Annotated in this window: 18 protein-coding genes; 9 read left to right on the forward strand and 9 right to left on the reverse strand. The window is 57.0% G+C overall.

Annotated elements, in window-relative coordinates:
- The first annotated feature begins 49 nt into the window (after positions 1–49).
- Entirely contained in the window at positions 50–805 is a 756-nt protein-coding gene (locus tag P346_RS20490; RefSeq protein ID WP_032656833.1) for an alpha/beta fold hydrolase, read from the forward strand.
- A gap of 121 nt (positions 806–926) precedes the next feature.
- Here the strand turns inward: P346_RS20490 and P346_RS20485 are convergent, their stop codons facing one another.
- From P346_RS20485 to P346_RS20475, 3 genes are read right to left on the reverse strand one after another with little or no spacing between them, the layout of a single operon-like run.
- Positions 927–3,104, reverse strand: a complete 2,178-nt coding sequence (locus P346_RS20485; RefSeq protein WP_032656834.1) for a virulence factor SrfC family protein — start codon at positions 3,102–3,104, stop codon at positions 927–929.
- Positions 3,101–6,082, reverse strand: a complete 2,982-nt coding sequence (locus tag P346_RS20480; RefSeq protein ID WP_032656836.1) for a virulence factor SrfB — start codon at positions 6,080–6,082, stop codon at positions 3,101–3,103. Before P346_RS20480 ends, P346_RS20485 begins: the two co-directional genes overlap by 4 nt.
- A 4-nt stretch (positions 6,083–6,086) precedes the next feature.
- A complete protein-coding gene (locus tag P346_RS20475; RefSeq protein WP_032656837.1) occupies positions 6,087–7,439 on the reverse strand; it encodes an SrfA family protein in 1,353 nt (450 codons plus the stop codon).
- Between the two features lie 283 nt (positions 7,440–7,722).
- On the opposite strand from P346_RS20475, the gene P346_RS20470 reads away from it, so the two are divergent.
- Positions 7,723–9,321, forward strand: coding sequence for an ABC transporter substrate-binding protein (locus P346_RS20470; protein WP_032656839.1), 1,599 nt, complete (start codon positions 7,723–7,725; stop codon positions 9,319–9,321).
- 101 nt (positions 9,322–9,422) lie between these two features.
- Positions 9,423–9,656 (forward strand): YdcY family protein, encoded by a 234-nt coding sequence (locus P346_RS20465; protein ID WP_032647472.1) that lies wholly within the window; start codon positions 9,423–9,425, stop codon positions 9,654–9,656.
- A 3-nt stretch (positions 9,657–9,659) separates the two neighbouring features.
- Here P346_RS20465 and P346_RS20460 read toward each other — a convergent pair whose 3' ends face one another.
- Together P346_RS20460 and P346_RS20455 are read right to left on the reverse strand one after the other, a co-directional pair.
- Positions 9,660–10,109 carry a DMT family transporter gene (locus P346_RS20460; protein ID WP_032656841.1) on the reverse strand — a complete coding sequence of 150 codons (450 nt, stop codon included), beginning with the start codon at positions 10,107–10,109 and terminating at the stop codon, positions 9,660–9,662.
- A complete protein-coding gene (locus P346_RS20455; protein ID WP_032656843.1) occupies positions 10,106–10,624 on the reverse strand; it encodes a GNAT family N-acetyltransferase in 519 nt (172 codons plus the stop codon). The genes P346_RS20460 and P346_RS20455 overlap by 4 nt, the downstream gene beginning before the upstream one ends.
- A 148-nt stretch (positions 10,625–10,772) precedes the next feature.
- On the opposite strand from P346_RS20455, the gene P346_RS20450 reads away from it, so the two are divergent.
- The 3 genes from P346_RS20450 to P346_RS20440 all read left to right on the forward strand — a co-directional run bounded on the left by P346_RS20450 (position 10,773) and on the right by P346_RS20440 (position 13,379).
- A complete protein-coding gene (locus tag P346_RS20450) occupies positions 10,773–11,348 on the forward strand; it encodes a helix-turn-helix domain-containing protein (RefSeq protein ID WP_032656845.1) in 576 nt (191 codons plus the stop codon).
- A gap of 65 nt (positions 11,349–11,413) precedes the next feature.
- A complete protein-coding gene (locus P346_RS20445) occupies positions 11,414–12,454 on the forward strand; it encodes an NADP-dependent oxidoreductase (protein WP_032656847.1) in 1,041 nt (346 codons plus the stop codon).
- Between the two features lie 256 nt (positions 12,455–12,710).
- Entirely contained in the window at positions 12,711–13,379 is a 669-nt protein-coding gene (locus P346_RS20440) for a GntR family transcriptional regulator (RefSeq protein WP_023311981.1), read from the forward strand.
- 119 nt (positions 13,380–13,498) lie between these two features.
- On the opposite strand, the gene pqqU is transcribed toward P346_RS20440, so the two are convergent.
- Complete coding sequence (pqqU, locus tag P346_RS20435; protein WP_032656849.1) at positions 13,499–15,613, reverse strand: TonB-dependent receptor PqqU; 2,115 nt, start codon at positions 15,611–15,613, stop codon at positions 13,499–13,501.
- Between the two features lie 242 nt (positions 15,614–15,855).
- Here pqqU and yncE point away from each other — a divergent pair, with 242 nt between their 5' ends.
- Positions 15,856–16,917, forward strand: a complete 1,062-nt coding sequence (yncE, locus tag P346_RS20430) for a 7-bladed beta-propeller protein YncE (RefSeq protein WP_032656850.1) — start codon at positions 15,856–15,858, stop codon at positions 16,915–16,917.
- 91 nt (positions 16,918–17,008) lie between these two features.
- On the opposite strand, the gene ansP is transcribed toward yncE, so the two are convergent.
- Together ansP and P346_RS20420 are read right to left on the reverse strand one after the other, a co-directional pair.
- Positions 17,009–18,505 (reverse strand): L-asparagine permease, encoded by a 1,497-nt coding sequence (gene ansP, locus P346_RS20425; RefSeq protein WP_032656853.1) that lies wholly within the window; start codon positions 18,503–18,505, stop codon positions 17,009–17,011.
- 322 nt (positions 18,506–18,827) lie between these two features.
- Positions 18,828–19,724 (reverse strand): LysR family transcriptional regulator, encoded by an 897-nt coding sequence (locus P346_RS20420; protein ID WP_032656855.1) that lies wholly within the window; start codon positions 19,722–19,724, stop codon positions 18,828–18,830.
- Between the two features lie 112 nt (positions 19,725–19,836).
- Between P346_RS20420 and P346_RS20415 the strand changes: the two genes are divergently transcribed.
- Positions 19,837–20,235 (forward strand): (R)-mandelonitrile lyase, encoded by a 399-nt coding sequence (locus P346_RS20415; RefSeq protein WP_032656857.1) that lies wholly within the window; start codon positions 19,837–19,839, stop codon positions 20,233–20,235.
- On the opposite strand, the gene P346_RS20410 is transcribed toward P346_RS20415, so the two are convergent.
- Complete coding sequence (locus tag P346_RS20410) at positions 20,232–21,767, reverse strand: methyl-accepting chemotaxis protein (RefSeq protein WP_032656859.1); 1,536 nt, start codon at positions 21,765–21,767, stop codon at positions 20,232–20,234. The two genes, P346_RS20415 and P346_RS20410, sit on opposite strands and share 4 nt — an antisense overlap.
- Before the next feature lie 346 nt (positions 21,768–22,113).
- Here P346_RS20410 and P346_RS20405 point away from each other — a divergent pair, with 346 nt between their 5' ends.
- On the forward strand, positions 22,114–22,653 hold the full coding sequence (locus P346_RS20405) for an AAA family ATPase (protein ID WP_032658294.1): 540 nt from the start codon (positions 22,114–22,116) through the stop codon (positions 22,651–22,653).
- Positions 22,654–22,702 lie beyond the last annotated feature (49 nt).

The raw sequence follows: 22,702 nt of genomic DNA on the forward strand, positions 1-22,702 counted from the left end.
CAGATACGGTAACTGTATAAATACACAGTACATCGTAAAAGGAGTGCTTATGAACAGTTTTTACTCGCAGCAGGCCGGTTGTACCGTGCGCTGGCATGACCTGCCCGGCACCGGCGATCCCGTGGTGTTCATTCACGGGCTGGGCTGCGCCTCTTCCTATGAATATCCCCGTGTCGCTCATGACCCGCTGTTTGGCGCGCGCAGAGCGATTCTCATCGATTTGCCCGGCAGCGGCTACAGCGACAAGCCTGAACACTACAGCTATAAAACCACCGACCAGGCCCACGTTGTGGCGGAGCTGATTGACGACCTTAAGCTGGATGTCTTCTGGTTATATGGCCACAGCATGGGCGGCAGCATTGCAATCGAAACGGCGGGGCTGCTTGCAACGCGCGTGAAGGGGCTGATGGTGTCAGAGCCCAATTTTCATGCGGGTGGGGGGATGTTTAGCCGGTCTATTGCAGCGCAAACCGAGCAACAGTTTCTGAACCAGGGCTATGACGCCATGCTCAGCGCGGAAAAAACGGCGTGGGCGGGGTGTCTGCAAAGCAATGCGCCGTATGCCGTCTGGCGGGGCGCATTGAGCCTGGTGACAGGCGTTGAGCCCGAATGGGAAGCGCAGTTCCTGTCACTTCCTTGCCCGGTAACGTTGATTTTCGGCGAGCTGTCCCTGCCGGATGACGATGTGGACAATCTGAAGCAAAAGGGCGTTGAGGTAAAAATCATCCCTGCGGCGGGGCACTCGATGTCGTGGGAAAACCCGTCTGCGCTGGCACAGACGTTAGCCGAGTGTATGACGGAGTGATGTGCGCAAAAGTTTCGCCCGGCAGCGCTACGCTTACACGGGCCGACAACGATGAAGAATGTAGGCCGGGTGAGCGGCAGCGCCACCCGGCAAGAAATGCGGCTACATTGTTAATCAGCGTTTAGCGTAATAACGCGTGTAAGGCCTGACGCGCACCGGGCTGAACATCATGCGGATGCTGGTAATCAATGTTCTCTATCGCGCGGCTATAGAGTGCGACCAGCCAGTCGTAAACGTACGCGGTGGCCGCATGCACAGGCTGTTCCCCCAGTCGCGTCAAGCGGGGCTCGGCGCTGCTTACCACTGGCGTAACGAAGATTGACTGGCCCTTGCGGATGCGGCTTGCCGGACGTAACGCCACGGGCGTCTGGTCGTAACCCAGCCAGCCAATGAAATTGCCCATCACGGCATGCAGCTGTGCCGCGCTGCTTTTATCCGCTTCGACGATACGCTGAAGCTGTTGAGGCAGATCAAGTCGGTAGCTGGTGACCACCAGCACATCCGCGATTTGCTGTAATACCGAAGGCTCCAGCCCAAGGCGCGCGGCCGTGGCCTCATTGCGGCTCCACTGACGCAGATGATTCATCCAGACTCTGTGCGCCAGACGCGCTTTGTCTTTTGTCTGGAACAGGCCGGTGCTTTCCTGCGCATTCTCGGCAAACAGGTCAATGGTGTCCGTAAACAGCCCGTTCACCTGCTCCTCGCGCGGCTGCTGAACGGCGAGCAGCGTTTCAAAGGCTTTCAGCGGCGGCAGCAGGCCTTCAAGCAGTTCGCCGTGACGGGCGGCGCTGCTTTGCAGCGTGCGCACCATGTTTTCGGCCTGAGCGCGTCTTGTCCCCGGCTCTTCAACCAGAGGTGCCAGATAGCTCTGCATCAGCGATGAGAGCTCCTGTCGCAGCAGGCCTTTCAGCGTGCTGAGACGCTTCTGTCGCTGCGCGGGCAGCGTGGCCTGAGACAGCCATTCGATGACGCGCTGCATGCTGTGGCTGTCCAGCGCCTGCAGCGTGCCCCAGCGTAAACCCGGCTTTCCGAGCAGATGCTGTACGGCTTCATCGAGATTCTGCCGGGTGGTAAAGCGGGCGTCGTGTGGCGTAATCGCCCACACCAGCCCCGGCAGGGCAGATTCTTCAGCAGGCTGCGTCTCCTTGACCCAGTTCATCAACACTTTTGCTTTTTTGGCCGTCTGTTCGTGCTGCGCCGTCGCATTACAAATCACCAGCACATCAGGCTGAAGCTGCTGACGGTAATGCTCGAGCAGCCACTGGGATTTCGCCTGGCGTAGCGGGTCGGCACGGTTATCTTCAAAAACCGGAATATCAATAATATCGACGTTATCCAGCGCGCCGTTCTCAACCGGCAGCACCAGCTCGCGGGTCAGGAAGGCCAGCACGTCGACGGGGATGCTGATGGCGTTTAGCATTTCACCGCTGTTCAACGGATGAAGCAGCGTCTCCTGTGCGTCCTGAAGATCTAACGTACCGTCGTGCGTAAGGAACCCTTCACCCGGCAGGCCAAAGCTGTCCACCAGCAGGCTAAGCGGGGCAGCAAGCTCGCTGGCATGGCTGGTCTGATGCAGCACATGGGCCAGTTTTAACCACTGCTGGGTCAACTCCTGCTGCTCGCCCCACAGCAGCGACCAGACGCTGGCCCGCGTGCTGAGATCGAGCGATGGCACCAGCCGGGCGAACTCATGCCACAGGGCATCGTCAATTTGCTGTTTCGCGGCGGGTACGGTGCTTTGCCAGAAGCGGGCAATTGCACCCACTTCCTGAGGGGTGATACCGGGCACGCCCTGCGGCTGGCGCAGCCCGCGCCATTTATCCAGACGTGTCTCAATGACCGCCTTATCTACGGCGCGCATCTGCGGATGCAGCGTCGTGCGGGCAATAAACAGCTGTACCAGTTCGGCCTCGGTGACCAGGCTCAGACGCAGCGGGAACGCCTCATCCGCCACCTCCGGGCTTTCCCGGGTGAAGCGGACGGCCATGTTGGTCAGGGCATGTCCCGGATTGATATGCGAAAAATAGTCAAAGGTGCGCTGGCCCGGCGTCACGTTCAGGCGTCCATTACCGCTGCCGCACAGGGATAACAGCAGATGGGCTTTCGCGCTCTGCGAATGACCGTAAAGCCCAATGCTGCTCTGGCGCGTCATGGCGCGTTCAATGGCCTGCTCCCGCGCCTGCGCCGAGTTGATGCGAGCAAGCAGGGCGTCAGCATCGTTATCCAGCACAGGGGCGTTCAGGCGCGTCTCATTAATCCACCCGATTAAGGCCTGAGTGGTGGTCGTCGTCGCTGTCATTTCAGGTATACGCTCCCGCTGTCGATCCAGTAGTGGCTACCGCTGTGTCGGCGATCGGCCAAGGTATTCAGTTTGAAGGTTAATGCGTCAGGCGCAACCGGCGTGCCGTCCTGCAGCCAGGCATCGCTCAGCTCGAAGGCCTCCGGGCCTTCCTGCTTGCTGCCGCCACAGAGCTTCAGCCGCACGTTCAGCACGCCGTCACCGGCAATGGCTTTCGCCAGTTCAGCCGAGTTAATGCTGAGCGTGTAGAGCGGCGTGGCGGGCCAGCGCGCGTTCGCCAGCTGGCGGAAGCCGAGGGTGACGTTACCGCGCAGCGGGAAGTGCAGGCGTGCGTCGAGCTTCGCGCCCGGCTTATCGAGATCGATATCCTGATACCAGACGTTTTCCTCGCGCAGGGTATTGACGGTGTTATCCAGCACGCCGAGATACCGCACGGTTGAATACGCGCCAATGTCCGCGGCTTTAAAGTTGAAGCGCGGCAGACGCAGGTCGAGCGCCAGGCTGCAGAGCATGGCTCCCACCGCGGCCGTCGATTTAGGGTTGCCAATGCGCCCCTGCTGGCTGAACGGATACCACTCGTGCACCTGGTATTTATCCAGCCAGACGATGCGGTTGACCGGCACCGGCTGCAGATGACGAATGAGCGCCTGAACGCCAGGCAGGCAGCCGGGGCGTCCGGTGATCAGCAGAATATCGCAGCTGTAATGGGATATCGCCTCGCACACCGCGTGGAGCGGCGAGGCCAGCGTAAACTGCCCGGCCAGCATCGCATCCTGCATTTCGCGGAAATTCACGTGCAGCGGCACGGCGAACAGGTCAAACGCGTCTGAACCCGCAGGCAGGGCATGATCGATCGCCTGCTGCAGGTAATTCATCACGTTACGGGTCGGTTTCTGCGGCAGGAGATCGCCAAAGGTGGCATGCAGACCGGCCAGCGGATCGTCAACGTCGCTCGATTCCCACGCGGCAAGGATGGCATGGCCAATCGGCATAAACAGCTGAAGCGCCGTTTGCTGACGGAGCACGGCCTGGGTATCGATGCGCCCGGAGTCGCCGAACAGCGAAGCCATCAGCAGCGAGGCGTCCGCGATGCCGGATTTCTGCAGCTGCGTTTGCAGGGCGGGCAACACGTAGCGCTGAATCACATCCAGAAGCGTATCGTCGCCCGCAACCTTAAACCCTTCACGGAACAGCAGCTGCGGGGTGATCTTGACGTTATTGCCGGAACCGTCGTCCAGCTGATAATGGGTGATCGCCATATCCGTTGTGCCGCCGCCGATGTCGATGGACGCGACGCGCAGCGCGCGGCCCGGCTGGCTACCCGGCTCAGGCTCACGGTCCGGGCGGGCCAGGGAGGCGAAGAAGGCTTCGGTCTGACCGCCAAAGCGGGAGATCGCTTCGTTATACAGCCAGACCAGCTGACCGCAGCTGGCTTCATCCCACTCCATCTGGATTTCAGGAACCGGCACCACGCTTTTATCCTGCTGTTTGCGGGTGACAAAATCCTCATCCTGCGGGTGCCATCCCATCGCTTTCCAGACGATGGCGATGGCTTCAAACATGCGGCGACGGAAAATCTCGCGCTCCTGCTTTGGCATGGCCGAGGGCAGGGTCAGGATCAGAGTGCGCAGCTGGCGCGGCGACGCCGGAAAGCCCAGACGCAGGCGCGTGGCGACGCTGTTGATCTGCCCCAGCGCCTGCGCCAGCAGCTCGCACAGCATGTGCGTCATCAGCGTACTGCGGCTGTACTGCGGCGAGAAGACCGGCAGCCGCTCGTCCTGCGGCAGCGTGAAGAGCGGTTCGCCGTCATCGTTCATCAGGTTCATCAGCGGAAACGCGGTGGCAAGCGGCTCACGCTGGGTTTTACTGTTCATCTGGCTAAAGCGCCAGTCCTGCACGACCGGCGTTTCATCCCACAGGTAGCGACGCGGGCTGGAGATGCCGCTGTTGCCTTCGGTCCCAAGACGCTGCATCGCCAGCTTGCGGGCTTCATCGCCCACGCGAACAATCGACGGCCAGACAAAGGCATCTTCGCGACCGCTTTCAACCGAGAAGTGCTGCTTGCCAAAGCGCGCTTCCGAAAACTCAAGACGGCTGGTGAACAGCGGCGCATTCAGGAACTGTGGCTCGCTTAGCGAGCGGACCTGCAGCTCGGCGGTCTGGCGCAGGCCATCGTTGGCGTCGCCGTGGTCTTCAATAATGACGCCGCAGGTGTGGGTATTGCCCACGTCGAGGATAAGGTCGACCGGAATGGCAGGCGTGCTGAGCGTATGGGTAACAAATTTCACTTCCGGCACGGTGAGCTGTTCACCGAGCATGGTCATCAGGTTGAGCCAGTGGGCCTGATATTCAAACCCGCGCATCGCCTGCTGGAGATCGCGTTCTGAGCGGTTTTCAACGCCGTCGGCATACTGGGTAAATGCCTCGCGCAGCCAGCCGTCAATCCAGGTCTGGTCGAGGAAACTTTCAACCTCATTGTCTCGCCAGGCCAGCGCGAAACGGGTCCCGTTCAGAATATCGTTTTCAACCGGAGACAGGGCGGACGTGGCGTGTTCGGCAATCTGGCTGTCAAGAGCGAGAGTAACGCGGTGCGTATTGCCCGCCGTATCGGGTGTATCCAGCCTGCGCACCTGAACGCGGGCCCAGTTATCCGGCCCCTCAACAAAGGTTCGCGGCGGGTTGAAGCGCAGGAACGGAACCGGAAGCCAGACGCCGTCCAGCACCGCCAGGGACTGATGCAGCGGGATGGTGGTTTCCGGTTTAACCACTTCAGGCTGTCCGCCGTTCGTTCCCGGCACGGTATAGCGCCCGTTAACCAGGTCGAAATCGAGCCGCAGCAGCGGGCCGTTCGCGGTTTTACGTACGAAGCGCCCGTTGCTGGCGGTGTCCTGCGGCGTCAGACCGAAATCAAGGAACTGCACGCCGCTGTTGGCAATAAGCGTGACGCTTTGTTTATAGTCGCAAAGATTTACCAGCATAGGATCAGGCACCTGCTTTCTTGAACGTCAGGGGAACGACGGTATTGGCATCATAACGGGCGCGACATTCCGCGATATCGCTGGCGCCTGCTTTACAGGCAACCTCCGGCATCGGGTAGCGGGAGCCGTCGGTGCAGCGGGCAGTACCGCGACTTTTAATCATCAGCTCGCCGTTGCTGTGCAGGCCGGAGAAGACCTCCGCGCGGCAGACAACGTTGTCGCCATGGACAACCCGGGCGAAGCCTTTATTGTTCTGGATCTGATAGCGCATTGACGGCGGCTTGCCGGTGACCGGATCTTTCACGTCGAGAACCGCACGCCAGGTGCCGTTCAGGAAACGCGTCGATCCCGCTTTCACCTGATTCGCTTCCATTACCATGGCATCTTTCGGGATGGCGACAATCACCACCGGGGCAGGCTCTGGCGCAGGCGCCAGAGCAGGCTCTTTTTCTTTGCTTGCCAGGACCTCTGCCTGATGCAGCGGTAATTTCATGGCCAGCGGCTCAACCGCTTTGATCGGCTTTGGCGCAATCTCTACGGGCTGAGGTGCTGGCACCGGGGCGGGCTCAGCGGAAGGGGACTGTTTTGGCCACAGCTGCGGTGCGGCAACGGCGGCAACGATCGCGACGGCAACCGGCAGGGTCCACAGGGGAACGCGGCGCTTTTTCGCGACGATCGGCACAGCCGTCTCCTGAACGGGTTGCGCAACGGCCGGTGCCGGCTCTGGCTCATACAGCTCTTCCGGCGTGATGCGCACCACCGTGGAAGGGGCGATCAGCGGCTCGTCGGCGTGTTCAAAGGCCACCACCGGTTCTGGCTCAGGCTCAGGCTCGGGCTCAGGATCTTCAATGACAACGGGGGCGGGATCAGGGACCAGCGATTCACGCAGGCAGTCGAGAACATCGTCGCGCGCATTTTCGTTCAGGTTTACAAACCCCCAGAAGCTGATGACCGGCTTTCCGTCCACCAGGAAGAGGAAGTTTTCACCCGGGAACTGAAACGCCTTTGACAGCAGAGACCCAAAAAGCTGCTGCGCGGTTTTGGGAGAATGGAGGCATTTCCTGCTTAACGACTCAACGCTGGCCAGCGTGTTTTCCAGATAGCGCAGGGCGCGATAGCGGTCATCTTCATCGGCCGCTTTCCAGCTGGTTACGCTCCCTTCAACGGGGGAATACCAGTCCACGCGGTCACCGCTATCGTTGACCTGAGGAATAGCCAGACAGTCAACGATGGCCTGTTGTTTGCGCAACCGGAGCGCTTCCCGGATTTGTAACGCTGATTCAAAAACGGCTTGTCCGCCGCCGCCAACGGCCTGAAAGTCATCCAGGTTACCGCTGCGTAAAAGAGTTTTTGCCACGATTTGATCCCATATACTTCTTCACACCGTTACTTTAACGAAACGAGGAAGCAACCAAACGGGGGAAGAGACGCTAAAAGGGCCGATTTCTTGCGGCATAGAAAGTGACGGTTGTGCTTGACGAATAATGGTCCTTAAGGCAAATCAACTTTTTGGGGGCTGGCGGTTAAAACAGCAAAAAACGCGGCTTTAGAATAACCTGATAGTGTTTCGTTATTTGCCAGGTCATATCGCCTGTGCTGTTATTACTGTCTTATATAATAAAACTGTCAGGGTTATAACCATGTCTACAGGGAAAACACTGCTCGCCCTTGCGCTGAGCGCGCTGTTACCAGCAGGTGCCGCATGGGCGGCAAACAACGACACCCTTATTTACTGTTCTGAAGCGTCCCCCGAGTCCTTCAACCCGCAAATCGCCAGCTCTGGCCCGTCTTTTGTGGCCAGCTCTCAGGTGCTATACAACCGCCTGATCAATTTCGACCCGGTGAAAAACACCCCGGTTCCGTCGCTGGCGGAGTCCTGGACGATTTCGCCGGACGGCAAGACCTATACCTTTGCCCTGCGCAAAGGGGTGAAGTTCAACAGCAATAAATACTTCAAACCGACGCGCGACTTTAACGCCGATGACGTTATTTTCTCGGTTCTGCGTCAGAAAGACCCTAAACACCCGTATCACAACGTGTCGCAGGGCAACTACGAATACTTTAACGACGTCGGGCTCGATAAGCTGATTCAGGACGTGAAAAAGGTCGACGACTATCACGTTCAGTTTACCCTCAGCGAGCCTAACGCCGCGTTTCTGGCCGACTGGGGGATGGATTTCGCCTCGATTCTCTCCGCCGAATACGCCGACGCGATGCTGAAAAAAGGCACGCCTGAAAACGTGGACACCTGGCCGATTGGTACCGGGCCTTATGTCCTGCAGCAGTACAAAGTGGATTCGCTGATTCGCTACGTCGCTAACCCGAACTACTGGGAAGGCGAGGTGCCGACGAAGCATCTCATCTTCTCCATCACGCCGAATGTGGAAACCCGTCTGGCGAAGCTGCAGACCAACGAGTGCCAGATCATTCCTGCACCGTCCCCGGTTCAGTTTGACGCGATCAAAAACAACAAAGACCTGACGCTACACTCGGTCGATGCGCTGAACGTCGGCTATCTGGCGTTCAACACCGAGAAAAAACCGTTTGATAACGTGCTGGTGCGTCAGGCGCTTAACTACGCGACCGACAAAAAGGCTATCGTCAATGCGGTCTTTATGGGGTCCGGTACGGTGGCAAAATCGCCGATCCCGCCAAATATGCTGGGCTTTAATAAAGACCTGAAGGACTACAGCTACGATCCTGAAAAAGCGAAAGCGCTGCTGAAGCAGGCGGGGCTGGAGAAGGGGGCGGAAGTCACGCTGTGGTCAATGCCGGTTCAGCGTCCTTATAACCCGAACTCGCGCCGTATCGCGGAGATGATCCAGAGCGACTGGGCGAAAGTCGGCGTGAAGGCCAAAATTGTCTCTTACGAGTGGGGGGAATATCTCTCCGGGATGCGTAAAGGCGAGCATGACTCCGCGCTGTTTGGCTGGATGTCCGATAATGGCGATCCGGACAACTTTGCCGACGTGCTGCTGGGCTGCAACAGCATTAAAACCGGATCAAACGCCGCGCGCTGGTGTGATAAGGGTTATGATGATCTGGTGCAAAAAGCGAAGCTGACCAGCAGCCCGGCCGAGCGCGCCAAACTCTACGGCCAGGCGCAGGAGATCTTCTACCAGCAGGCGCCGTGGATCGCACTGGCAAACGGGAAAACGTTCTATGCAACCCGCAGCAACGTGACCGGATACAGCGTGAGCCTGATGGGCAGCGATTTCTCCAAAGCGAAGCTGAACTAAGCGTTTTATCGCCGGGTGGCGGCTACGCCTTACCCGGCCTACATTTGGACCCCGTAGGCCCGGTAAGCATAGCGCCACCGGGCACATAAAAAGGAGTGACAATGTCACATTTAAATGAAGTTACCGCCCGTGTCGATGCCGCCATCGAAGAGAGCGTCATCACCCATATGAATGAACTGCTGATCGAATTAAGCGATGACGCAGAGCTCAGCCGTGAAGATCGCTACACCCAGCAGCAGCGCCTGCGTACCGCGATTTCACACCACGGTAAGCAGCATAAAGAAGAGATGGACGCGCGTGAGGAACAGCTGACCAAAGGCGGCACCATACTGTAACGTTCAAAACTGGCGTCGCGCCACCAGCCAGGCTCCGACGACCAGCATCACCGCGCCGCACACCGGGCCAATCAGGGCGCGCAGCGGAATGCCATTGCTCCTCAGCACGTCCATAACCAGCCCGCCAATCAGCTGGCTTGCCACCAGCACGGCGATAGTCGTCGCCGCGCCAACGTTCTGATACCCGCTGATGCTGGCAAACACGAAAAACGACCCCAGCAGCCCCGGGATAAGCGTCCACCAGCGCACCGTTGCGGCCAGCTCGCTAAATCCGGCGACGCCCTGTTTCAGCAGCAGAATGCTGACAAACAGCACAATGCCGACCAGGGAGTTCAGCAGCATCGCGATAAGAATGGTGGACGAGGACTGGGTGATACGCACCATTAAGGTGTTTTGCACCACCAGACCTATTCCCGCCGCCACCAGAAACGCCAGCGTCAGTGACTGATTCATGGGATAGCGTCCGGATCGCTGCGCTCGTCCAGCTGCAGCTGCATAAAGGTTAAGTCCAGCCAGCGGCCAAACTTGGTTCCCACCTGCGGCATCTGCCCCGTGGTGACAAAACCAAGCGTTTCGTGGAGGTGAATCGAGGCATGGTTTTGCGCTTCAATACCGGCCACCATTACGTGTTTACCGATGGCACGGGCCTCGTTAATCAGCGCGATCATCAGCGTGCGGCCAATGCCTTTGCCCTGATGGTCCGGGTGGACGTAGACCGAATGCTCAACCGTATGACGGAAACCGTCAAAGGCGCGCCAGTCGCCGAAAGAGGCGTAACCGGTGATAACGCCGTTCTCTTCACTCACCAGAACCGGGTAACCCGCGAGCGTGCGCGCCTCAAACCACGCGATTCGGTTATCGGTATCGACGGTTTTATCGTTCCAGATCGCGGCAGTATGCAGCACCGCATGGTTGTAGATTTCTCCAATCGCGGCGCAGTCTTCTTTGCAGGCATGACGAACGATCATGATTAACCCTCTGTGTGTTGTTCACTATAGTATTACGTTATTCCTACGATATTACACAATCGTATCGCCCGATCGCTACGGCATAAGCCATATTTTTTTGTTATCAAAAGCCCATTGAAATGCCGTTCATACACTATAGTATGACGTCATGAACACCATAACAGACACGATGAATCAACGGATTAGCGCAAGAATTCGCCTTGAACGCGAGTCTCGCGGATGGTCCCTGAGCGAGCTTGCTGACCGGGCAGGGGTCTCGCGCGCGATGATCCACAAGATTGAACGCGGAGACAGCAGCCCGACGGCCACCTTGCTTGCTCGCCTGTCCGGCGCGTTTGGCATCAGCATGTCAACGCTTATTGCCCGGGCCGAAATGCAGGAAGGCAAGCTGCTGCGCCTTGCAAACCAGCCCGTCTGGCGCGACCCACAGACGCACTACCTCCGCCGCCATGTTTCTCCCCGCACCGATCTGCCCATCGACCTTGTTCAGGTTGAACTGCCCGCGGGCAGCGATGTTCCGATGCCTGCCTCCTCTTACGCGCTGGCACGTCAGCTTATCTGGCTCCAGTCCGGCGAGCTGGTGTTCCAGGAGGGCGATACGCGCCACGAAATGCGCGCCGGAGACTGTCTCGAGCTGGGGCCGCCAAATGACTGCCGGTTCATCAACGAAACGAATGAAACCTGCATTTATCTGGTTGTACGGCTTAACCAGTCTGCCTCGTAATGCTAATGCGATAACGCCGATCGTGAGCCAGGCTGTAATGACATGTGTACCAGAAGGAGATCCCGATGAATCAACCTGTTTCGCAAAATCGCCACTGGGTACTGGCCTCTCGTCCACAGGGGGCGCCGGTCGCGGAAAATTTTCGTCTCGAAACGCAGCCTGTTCCCGCCCCGGCTGAGGGGCAGCTTTTGCTGCGTACCGTCTGGCTGTCGCTGGACCCGTACATGCGGGGGCGCATGAGCGATGCGCCATCCTATTCACCGCCGGTTGAACTTGGCGCGGTGATGGTGGGGGGAACGGTTAGCCGCGTTGAGCAGTCAAATCATCCCGACTTCAAAGCCGGGGAGTGGGTGCTGGGCTACAGCGGCTGGCAGGAATATGAACTCTCAGACGGCAGCGGCCTGGTGAAGCTGGGCGAAAATCCGTCACATCCTTCCTGGGCGCTGGGTATTCTTGGCATGCCGGGCTTTACCGCCTATATGGGATTGCTGGATATCGGGCAGCCAAAAGCGGGCGAAACGCTGGTGGTCGCCGCGGCGACAGGCCCGGTTGGCGCGACCGTCGGGCAGATCGGTAAAATCAAAGGTTGCCGGGTGGTCGGCGTCGCCGGTGGTGCTGAAAAATGCCGCCATGCCGTTGAGGTCCTCGGGTTTGATCTGTGTCTGGATCACCACGCGGCCGATTTTGCCGAACAGCTGAAGCGCGCCTGCCCGAACGGGATTGACGTCTATTATGAAAACGTAGGCGGGAAAGTGTTTGACGCCGTGCTGCCGTTACTGAATACCTCCGCGCGCGTGCCGGTGTGCGGCCTGGTGAGCGGCTACAACGCGACGGGCCTGCCCGAGGGTCCGGATCGTCTGCCGCTCCTGATGGCGACCATCCTGAAGAAACGCATTCGTATGCAGGGCTTTATCATCGGCCAGGACTACGGTCACCGCATTAAGGAGTTCCAGGAAGCGATGGGACGCTGGGTGCAGGAGGGCAAAATTCACTATCGCGAACAGGTAACGGACGGGCTGGAGAACGCGCCCGAGGCGCTGATTGGCCTGCTTGAAGGGCGTAACTTCGGCAAAGTCGTGATTCGCGTCGCGAGTGACAATAAATAAACAGCATTATGGCGGGGGTTTCCGCCATATTTATTTGTGAAGATACGATATATTGTCTTTAATTAATGGACATGGCATTTCGCGCCCGCTTTCCGGATGGGCCCGAAAGCAATAAAAAAAACAAATTTTGCTTTTTTGATGTTTTTACGTACTTCCCACCACCAGGCATGACGATACAGGATATATCGGACCAGCGTCGTTTTATTAAAACTGGCGTTTAAAAAATAGCATTAAGTTTTAGCTACAGGAATTGAACATGCTTGATTTGGACCACTTAGAAAAAGCCCAAAGGGTCAGTCTTACCATGCAAGTTGAACACAGTTTGAAAGGAGCGTTAATTACAGGCTCACTCAAACCTGGGGCACGACTGATTACGAAAGAGATCGCCGATAAATTAGGTACCAGTATTACCCCGGTTCGCGAGGCGCTGTTGCGCCTGGTGTCATCAGGGGCGTTACACGCCACGCCGGCCCAGGCATTTCTGGTTCCGGAGGTCACGCTGGAGCGCTATAACGAGATTAACGCTATCCGCAAGCAGCTTGAGCCGATGGCGGTCGCCGCGGCCTGTCAGAATATGTCTGATAGCAAGCTGGAGGCGTTGCGCAAATTGTCGGATGCCTTTCATGAGGCCATGCGCAACGGGAACGTCCAGCAGGCGTTGCATGCGAATCGCGTCTTCCGGTTTACGCTTTATCAGTATGCAGAAATGCCAACGCTTAATGCCTTAATTGAGCAGTTGTGGGTACGCATCGGGCCCTGTATGAACTATCTGCATCAGGAGCTTAACGACATCAAAGCCTCGACATATCACTATGACGAACTGCTTTCTGCCCTTGAGCGAAGAGATGTTGTTGCCTGCCAGAAGGCGATTGATAAGGTGATTGATGAAGCGAATTTGCTTTTACAGCGACAATATTTTAACTAAGAGATTATTTAGCAGAGCGACTATATTCCGCCCCTAATTATTTATCTGGTGAATAACTCCTGATGGTTTATTGCCATCAGGAGCGTTATTTCATTAATAAAATAAACTTTTCTTATCGCTTACTCGAAGCGATAAGAGACCGACAGCCCGACCCCGTAGTTGCGGCCTGGTGCAGGCTCGTAATAACGACCGTTAGACTCGTTGACAATAACCGAGCCCGCGTACTCTTTATCAAACAGGTTATCGACGCGGCCAAAGACGTCCATGCCCCAGCTGCCGTAGTTGAATTTGTACCCGGTGTTCAGCCCGACCACCGTATACGACGGCGCTTTCGCCGTATTCTCGTCGTCGGCCATGATATCGCTCATGTAGCGCACGTCAGAACCCGCGTACCAGCCTTCTTCCGGCTGCCAGCCAAACGAGGCGTAACCCATGTTGCGGGCAATGCCCGGCATCCGGTTACCGTTACAGTCTGCGTCGCTGCAGACGTTAGTCCGGTAGGTGGCATCCAGGTAAGTCCACGCCATCTTCAGCTTCCAGTTCTCGGCAAACTGCTGGTCGAGGGAGACTTCCACCCCCTGACGACGGGTTTTACCGGCATTTTTATAGCTGGTACGCCCGCCAGAGCTGGCATCCACCACGATCTCATCATCCGTATCGGTGCGGAACAGCGCCGCGGTCAGCAGGCCATTGCCGATGCGGGTTTTGCTGCCCACTTCATACGTGTTGTTGGTGGACGGCTGCAGGCCGATGTTCAGGCCGCCCTGGTTATCGGCACGATAGGAGAGTTCGTTGATGGTTGGCGTTTCAAAGCCGCGCCCTGCGGCAGCGTAGAGGTTCCATGCGTCCGTCACCGCATACTTCACGGAACCGGCCGGGAGCCACTTGTGATAGCTCGCGTCACCGCTGTCGTCACCGTTGCCCGGCGTAACGTAATGGTCGTTGGAATCAAACCACACCGAGCTGTAGCGCACCCCCGCATCCACCGACAGTTTCTGCGTCAGCTGCCAGCTGGTTTGCAGGTAAGGGTCAACGTTCCACATCAGGTTACGTTCGTTTCGACGCTTGTCACCCTTCACGCCGTAATCCGGCACGCCGTTGTTCATCACGAAGTTCTCGTATCCGCGACGATCTTCGCTCAGGTTTTCGTAGTTCAGGCCGGTGGTAAACGTCACCGGCACGAGCAGCTCGCCGCGGTGCGTCCAGCGGGTATCGATACCCTGATAATGACGCTGCATATCAATCACGCCGCCGGAGTGGGAGGCTTTCAGCTGCGGCTGATACGGAATCGACTGGTACTGCGTCATTTCACGCTCGCCGGCGTACATCATCACGCTAAGGTCGTCCTGCGTGCTGAGCTGACGATCGTAGCGCAGACCGGCCTGGGTCTGCTTGATGGTCTTGCGCGTGTTGTACTGATCGCCGCGCGGAGACTGACGCGGATTGTTCTGCCACTCCTGATAGCTCAGCCCGCCCGGATCGTTGGCTTTCATGTCCACGCTGTTGAAAATCAGCGTTAGCTTGCTGACGTCGTCAATACGCACGCCCAGCTTTGCATTAGCCAGATTCTTCCGCGCGCCGCTGTGATCGCGGTAGCCTTTGGTGGTGAAACGGGTGGTGGAAACGGTGTAATCCACATCGCCCGCGTGGGTGCCGTCACCCATCGCGCCGGTGGCCTTCATGCCGTAGCGCCAGGTACCGTAGCTGCCGTAATAGCTGCTGGCTTCAATGGTCGGCGGCTGCTGCCCGGTCTGGGTGTTGATGTTAATCACGCCGCCGGAGGCGTTGCCGTACAGGGCAGAGAAGGGGCCGCGCAGCACTTCAACGCTCTCCACGCTGGAGAGATCGATGTTGGAGGTCTGGCCCTGTCCGTCCGGCATGGTGGCAGGGATACCGTCGACGTACATACGGATACCGCGCACGCCAAACGTTGAGCGGGCACCAAACCCACGCATCGAAAGCTGGAGGTCCTGAGCATAGTTCTGGCGGTTCTGAATTTGCAGTCCCGGGACGCTGCCGAGGGATTCAGACAGGTTGATGCGCGGCGCGGCGTGGCGCATGTCATCGCCGTTGACGACGCTGACCGCGGCCGGGGTATCCAGCTCCGATACGGTTTGCGGCGTGGCGCTGACGATCATGGTCTGTTCATCCGCGCTCATTGCAGTTAGCGGCGCGAAAGTAACGGGAACCAGCAGCAGCGGGAGAGAAGCCTTACGGGCAGAAATGATTTTCATGAATAAAACCGGTTGTGGTGTATAAACGAACCAAATGGAACATGTCCATACATGTTAAAGGTTTTGTAAATGTTTTGAAAACTATAACCGCACATTGCGTTAATGAAAGGCGAGACGCGAAAGAAAAACTCCACATTCAGTCCATTAATGATTACTATTCTCATTATCAAAAGGCAATGCCATGACGTTGCCTGCCGGAAGTGATGTCAGCGGAAACCCCTCTTTTCAGAAAAGGAATTGTTATGTCTTTACGTCATCTGTGCTCGCCGCGTCTGAGCCTGTCACTGCTGTCTGCCACTTTACTGCTTGCCGGGACGTTCCAGGTGCATGCCGCCGAAGAGGTGCTGCGTAAAGCGGTGGGCAAAGGGGCGTATGAAATGGCGGTCAGCCAGCAGGAAAATGCGCTGTGGGTGGCGACCTCGCAAAGCCGCAAAACCGATAAGGGCGGGGTTATCTATCGCCTTGATCCGGTCACGCTGGACGTGACGCAGGCGATTCATAGCGATCTCAAACCCTTTGGCGCCACTCTCGACGGCGCGACGCAAACCCTGTGGTTTGGCAACACTATCAACGGCGCGGTGACGGCCATCGATGCGAAAACGGGCGACGTGAAAGGGCGTCTGGTGCTCGATAATCGCCAGCGCAGTGAAACCGTCAAGCCGCTGCAGCCGCGCCAGCTGGTGGCGGATGACGCGAGCAACACGATTTACATCACCGGTGTCGGCAAAGAGAGCGTGATTTGGGTGGTGGATGGCGCAACGCTGAAGCTGAAAGACACCATTGCCAATACCGGTACGTACAGCACAGGCCTGGCGCTGGATGCGCAGGCAAAACGTCTGTACACCACGAATGCGGACGGCGAGCTGGTAACCATTGATACGGCCACCAACAAAATCCTGAGCCGTAAAAAAGTACAGGATGACGGTAAAGAGCACTTCTACCTGAACCTGAGCCTCGATACCGCCGGCCAGCGCGCGTTCCTGACCGATTCAAAACAGCCTGAAGTGCTGGTGGTGAGCCTGAAAGACGGTAGCGTGATGGAGAAGATCGCCGCGCCTGAATCACTGGCGGTCCTGTTTAACCCAACGCGCAATGAAGTCTACTTGACGCACCGCGAAGCGGGCAAGGTGAGCGTGATTGACGCGAAATCTTATAAGGTCACAAAAACCTTCGACACGCCGGTTTACCCGAACAGCCTGGCGCTCTCTGCGGATGGCAAAACCCTGTACGTGACGGTGAAACAAAAATCGACTCGCCAGCAGGAAGCCACCCAGCCTGACGACGTCATTCGTATCGCGCTGTAAGGTGGGAACTGCCCGGTGGCGCTGCGCTTACCGGGCCGACAAAACCATGAGAAGTAGGCCGGGTAGGCGAAGCCGCCACCCGGCTTTTTTATTAACGCGAGGTTTCTTCCATCAGCGGCGCGTCGTGTTTTTCATCGTCGTGATGAACCGGCGCGGTGCTGTGGATCTCGTGAACGCGCTTACGCACGCCGAACCAGCCGGCAATCAGCAGCACGGCCAGCAGCGGAATGGTCGCGATGGTGTAGGTACCGTTCGGGTAATCGAACGCCATCAGCACCAGCACGCTGAACAGGAACAGCAGGGTGAGCCAGGAGGTCACCGGTGCGCCCGGCATCTTGAAGCTCACATCGGCCGCTTTGCCTTCTTTGATCGCTTTGCGCAGACGCATCTGGCAGACCACAATAAAGGCCCAGGAGGCGATAATGCCCAGTGCAGCCACGTTCAGAACGATCTCAAATACGCGGGACGGCACAAGATAGTTCAGGAACACGCCAAAGACGTAAACCACCAGCGTTGCCAGAATCCCCGCATAGGGAACCTGCTGCTTGCTCATCTTCGACATGAACTTCGGCGCAGAACCGCCCATCGACATTGAGCGCAGGATACGACCGGTAGAGTAAAGCCCGGAGTTCAGGCTGGAGAGCGCCGCCGTCAGGACCACGATGTTCATGATGCTGCCAACGTAAGGCACGCCCAGCTTGGAGAAGAAGGTCACGAACGGACTTTGACCCGCCTGATAGGCAGTCCACGGGAGCAGCAGAACCAGCAGCACCACGGAACCGACGTAGAACAGACCGATACGCCAGATCACGCTGTTGATGGCTTTTGGCACCATGGTCTGCGGATCTTTACATTCACCTGCTGCGGTTCCCACCAGTTCGATGGAGGCGAAGGCGAACACGACGCCCTGAACCAGAACCAGCGCAGGCAGCAGACCGTGCGGGAAGAATCCGCCGTTATCGGTTATCAGATGGAAGCCGGTGGCATTGCCGTCCAGCGGCTTGCCGCTGCCGAGGAAGACGGTACCCACGACCAGGAACACCACGATGGCCAGCACTTTGACCAGCGCAAACCAGAACTCCATCTCCGCGAACCACTTCACGCCGATCATGTTCATGGTGCCGACAATCGCCAGCGCGCCAAGCGCAAAGACCCACTGCGGAACGTCGCCGAACGCGCCCCAGTAGTGCATATACAGCGCAACGGCGGTGATATCGACAATACCGGTCATTGCCCAGTTAACGAAGTACATCCAGCCCGCAACGTAGGCCGCTTTTTCACCGAGGAATTCACGGGCGTAAGAGACGAAGCTTCCGCTGGAAGGGCGATGCAGCACCAGTTCGCCCAGCGCACGAAGAATGAAGAAAGAGAAGATCCCGCACACCAGATAGACCAGGGCGAGAGCCGGGCCAGCCATTTGCAGACGCGCACCCGCACCTAAAAACAGACCCGTTCCGATAGCGCCGCCGATGGCGATCATTTGAACCTGACGGTTGCCCATCGCTTTGTGGTAGCCCTCTTCGTGGGAGTTCAACCAGCGACGTTTAGCAGCATGATGATCGGCTGCGCTTTTATTGCTTGTTTTCATTGAGTTACCTGTTTGCCTGTCTGAACCATTATCGTGATAGTCCTGCCTGGCAGAGCGCAATACAAACGATTGCTTCTGCGCAAACACATGTCGCCTTCCCAGTCATTCTGCGTATGGATAAGGCGAAACATGGCGAGGCATCCTACCTGCAATTCATAAGCGACGCAAAATATAAGCGTGCCGAAAGTGATGCACGTCGAAGGAAATCGTGTGGTCAGAGCAGACGGCGATCACAACACGCTGAATCGTGATGAGTTTTTAGGCAAAATATTCGGCGGGTTGATTATTTAATCATCAGATTTTCTTAATTATTACCAGGTGGTCAAGATTTTGACTTCTGGAGAGCCTCTAACAGTAATCTGAAAGCGGTAGTGTGCTGGCGACGGCTCGGATAATAAAGATGATACCCCTCGAAAGTAGGGCACCACGATTCAAGGACACCGATCAGCCGTCCGTCACTCAGCGCCTCCAGAACCGACGCCTCCGGTACGTAGGCTAATCCGAGGCCATTCTCAGCGGCATCGATGCGCTGCGACAGGCTGCTCAGCGTAAGCTGCCCATCAACCCGAACGCGAAGCTCGCGCCCGTCGCGTTCAAATTCCCAGTGATACAGTCCGCCTCGCGTGGGCAGGCGCATGTTGATGCAGCGGTGGTCAGCGAGCTGCTCCGGCGTCTGCGGCACGCCAAAGCGTGCCAGATAATTCGCGGAACCGACCACGGCCATGCGCATATCCGGCGCGATCCGTACCGCAATCATATCTTTTGCCACCTGTTCACCCAGGCGGACTCCCGCGTCGAAACGGCCATCCACGATATCCGTCAGGCCGTTATCTACCGTCACTTCGACGTTAATCTCAGGATACTGCACCATAAACGCCTTCAGTACCGGCCAGAGCACGGCATCCATCGCATGCTCTCCGGCGACGATGCGAACAGAACCTGCGGGTTTGTTGCGCACGCTACGAAGCGCCGCGAGCTCCTGCTCAATCTCCAGCAAATGTGGGCTTAAGCGCGTAAAGAGCTGCTCACCCGCCTGGGTGGGAACAACGCTGCGGGTTGTGCGGGTTAAAAGGCGAACGTCAAGCCGCGCTTCAAGCTTGCGCATGGCATGACTCAGGGCCGATTGCGAGACGCCCAGCTGCGCCGCCGCGCGCGTAAAGCTGCGTTCGCGGGCGACCACCATAAAAGAGAGCAGGTCGTTGAAATTATCTTTTAGCATCGCGATTGCCTCTATTTATGAATTTAAATCATATTTCCTATCTGATTATGCACGCTAATGCTCCGGAGTGCTTTGCGCTACTGTTAACGCAACAGACAACGAGGAGCACAAGATGAAAATTATCCGCAGCGGGTCATTACCTTCAGCAAAGGGACCGGAAGCCTGGTTTACCGGCACCGTCCGCATTGACGCGCCATTTCAGGCGAGCGAACCTGCCAGCGTCGGCGGGGCAACCGTGACCTTTGAGCCGGGCGCGCGCACCGCGTGGCATACGCATCCCCTTGGGCAAACGCTGATTGTGACGCAGGGGCGCGGCTGGTTACAGGAGTGGGGCAAAGCGGCGGAAGTATTGAATCAGGGCGATATCGCCTGGATCCCACCCGGCGTAAAGCACTGGCATGGCGCAAGCGCGCAAACGGCGATGACGCATATTGCCATCGCCGAATCCGTTAACGGCAGCCCGGTAGCCTGGCTGGAAAAAGTCACCGACGAGCAGTATCCGAACGGCTAACCGCCAAAAACGGCAATCGCCTGCTGCAGGCGCGAGGTGCGCTGCGTCAGGTGATTCGCCGCGTGAGTGACGTTATCCACCATCCCCGTATTGTTGTGTGTCATAGCGCCGATACGGGAGATGGATGCGTTGATGAGCGTCAGCGCCTGGGTTTGCTCCTGCGTGGCGTGGCCGATTTCCTTAATCAGGGAGGAGACCCGCAGCACGTTGTCGATCATAACCGTCAGCTGCGTTTCGGTCTGTTCCACTTTTTCCACGCCAGCGTTGACGCTGGCGACGTTTTTCTCAATCAGCGCTTTGATCTCTTTCGCCGCAGTCGCGGAGTGCTGCGCAAGATTGCGCACCTCGGCCGCCACCACGGCAAAGCCGCGCCCGGCTTCACCTGCGCGCGCCGCTTCCACGGCTGCATTCAGCGCCAGAATGTTGGTCTGGAAGGCAATACGATCGATAACGCTGATAATATCGACTATTTGGCTGTTATCCTGCGACACGGATTGCATCATACCGATGGTCTCTTTCATCATCGCTTCGCCGCAGTGGGCGCTGTCGCGGGTGCGATCCGCCATCTCCGTGGCTTCTTTCGCGGTTTCTGCCGTCTGCTTCACCGCGCTGGCGATCTCTTCTACCGCCGACGCGGTTTGCTGCAGAAAGTCTGCGGTCTCTTCTGAACGCGTCTGCAGCGCCGCGCCTTCTTTCGCGACCTGCTGGCTGATGGTGCCAATCCCGCTGATTTGCGCCCCGACGTCATCGACCAGCGAATTGAGGTTCAAACCTGATTGATTCACGAGGCGCATCATCAGCCCGATGTCGTCGATCCTGTCAAAATGGTAATAGTCCGTTTTACGTCCTGAAACCACGCGCTGCATCTGCTGCACAATGGATTTTACCGGCCGGGCGATCTGCGCATGAAGATAATAAGCCAGGGAAGTAAACAGCAGTACCAGGCTTCCCGACTGCACAAGTTTATCAGGGAATAAATACACCGCCAGGCAGGAGAGTAACGCCGTCGTCGCAATACCCAGATGTATACGTTTACTGGTGCTGAGACATTTAAAGAGCGACATAAACGAAAATAAACCGCGCCGAACCAGTAACCCTTTATAAAAGCGGTGATGTTTTAATTCGTTATTACGCGCTTTTGCATACAGTTTTTCACTGGCCGCGATCTCTTCCCGCGCGGGGATATTTCGTACGGAAATATACCCCGTCAGGGATCCACCCTGCCAGACCGGCGTCACGTTTGCCCGCACCCAGTAGTGGTCGCCATTATGACGACGGTTCTTCACCAGCCCCGTCCAGGTCTCACCTTGCTGCAGGGTAAACCACATGTCGCCAAACGCTTCGGCAGGCATGTCGGGATGGCGGATGAGGTTATGCGGCTCACCCAGAAGATGTTCTTCTTTATATCCGCTGGCTTCAATAAAAGCGGAATTAGCATAGGTAATATGGCTTTTTGTATCGGTGGTCGACATTAACGTCGAACCATCGTTAAGTAAATACTCGTTTTGTGTAACGGGACTGTTACGCCTCATGAGTAACTCCATGATGATGTGCAAGAATAAAAAATGCCCGGAAAATGCTCCGGCAAGATTAATATGATTATTTTTATATAACGCTCTGCTGCATATTCTCTCTGAAATTCAGACCGCCTGAAATACCCGTCGTTCATTATTTTTAATCTGTTAATGCTAGCGAATGTAATAAAAATGAAAATATTTTCAGGGGTGTTTTTTGGGCGGCGCTGCAAATAAACAACATAACCCAAACTGAAAGAGGGAGATCGTCTCTCAGGAAAAATTGCCATGCTGAAATAGCGTTTCGTTAACAGGATGAAAACGCTATCATTTGGTCAGTTTTCGTTATTACAGTGAGGCTGAGGTGAAAATTAACGTCATCGGAACCAGCGGGAGCGGAAAAAGCACGCTGGCGAAGCAGATTGCAACCGAACTGGCTATTCCCTATATCGAGATGGACAGACTCTACTGGCGACCCGACTGGCAGGGAACGCCGGACGATGTGTTTCAGGAAAAGCTGGAGCAGGCGCTACAGGCTTCGCCAGACTGGGTGCTTGACGGCAACTATAACCGCACGCGGCCGGTGAAATGGCGTAATGTCGACGTGGTGGTTTGGGTCGATTATGGCTTTGCCCGCACCCTCTGGCAGGCCGTCATCAGGGCAATCAAACGGGCCTGGCATAAGCACGAGCTCTGGCCCGGAACCGGGAACAAAGAGAGTTTTCGGCGCGCGTTCTTTAGTAAAGAGTCGATTCTCATCTGGACGATGAAAACCTGGCGTAACAACCGCACGCGTTATGAAGCCGATCTGCAAAACCCGCAGTATGGGCATATTCGCTTCATCCGCATTACCCGGCGCGAGCAGGGGAAAACGCTGATTGCCGACTTAAAGTCTTATTCTTAGCATGGTTTTATATATCTGATTTCCGGCAAACTAAATGTAAATTAATTGT

The organism is Enterobacter sp. DC1, from assembly GCF_000568075.1.
Lineage (GTDB): Bacteria > Pseudomonadota > Gammaproteobacteria > Enterobacterales > Enterobacteriaceae > Enterobacter > Enterobacter asburiae.

Coding starts and splice junctions, on each gene's coding strand:
- P346_RS20460 (WP_032656841.1), bottom strand. CDS start 10,109: ATGAATCAGTCACTGACGCTGGCGTTTCTGGTGGCGGCGGGAATAGGT.
- P346_RS20445 (WP_032656847.1), top strand. CDS start 11,414: ATGAATCAACCTGTTTCGCAAAATCGCCACTGGGTACTGGCCTCTCGT.
- P346_RS20490 (WP_032656833.1), top strand. CDS start 50: ATGAACAGTTTTTACTCGCAGCAGGCCGGTTGTACCGTGCGCTGGCAT.
- ansP (WP_032656853.1), bottom strand. CDS start 18,505: ATGAAAACAAGCAATAAAAGCGCAGCCGATCATCATGCTGCTAAACGT.
- P346_RS20455 (WP_032656843.1), bottom strand. CDS start 10,624: ATGATCGTTCGTCATGCCTGCAAAGAAGACTGCGCCGCGATTGGAGAA.
- P346_RS20440 (WP_023311981.1), top strand. CDS start 12,711: ATGCTTGATTTGGACCACTTAGAAAAAGCCCAAAGGGTCAGTCTTACC.
- pqqU (WP_032656849.1), bottom strand. CDS start 15,613: ATGAAAATCATTTCTGCCCGTAAGGCTTCTCTCCCGCTGCTGCTGGTT.
- P346_RS20480 (WP_032656836.1), bottom strand. CDS start 6,082: ATGCTGGTAAATCTTTGCGACTATAAACAAAGCGTCACGCTTATTGCC.
- P346_RS20420 (WP_032656855.1), bottom strand. CDS start 19,724: ATGCTAAAAGATAATTTCAACGACCTGCTCTCTTTTATGGTGGTCGCC.
- yncE (WP_032656850.1), top strand. CDS start 15,856: ATGTCTTTACGTCATCTGTGCTCGCCGCGTCTGAGCCTGTCACTGCTG.
- P346_RS20485 (WP_032656834.1), bottom strand. CDS start 3,104: ATGACAGCGACGACGACCACCACTCAGGCCTTAATCGGGTGGATTAAT.
- P346_RS20410 (WP_032656859.1), bottom strand. CDS start 21,767: ATGAGGCGTAACAGTCCCGTTACACAAAACGAGTATTTACTTAACGAT.
- P346_RS20465 (WP_032647472.1), top strand. CDS start 9,423: ATGTCACATTTAAATGAAGTTACCGCCCGTGTCGATGCCGCCATCGAA.
- P346_RS20470 (WP_032656839.1), top strand. CDS start 7,723: ATGTCTACAGGGAAAACACTGCTCGCCCTTGCGCTGAGCGCGCTGTTA.
- P346_RS20415 (WP_032656857.1), top strand. CDS start 19,837: ATGAAAATTATCCGCAGCGGGTCATTACCTTCAGCAAAGGGACCGGAA.
- P346_RS20450 (WP_032656845.1), top strand. CDS start 10,773: ATGAACACCATAACAGACACGATGAATCAACGGATTAGCGCAAGAATT.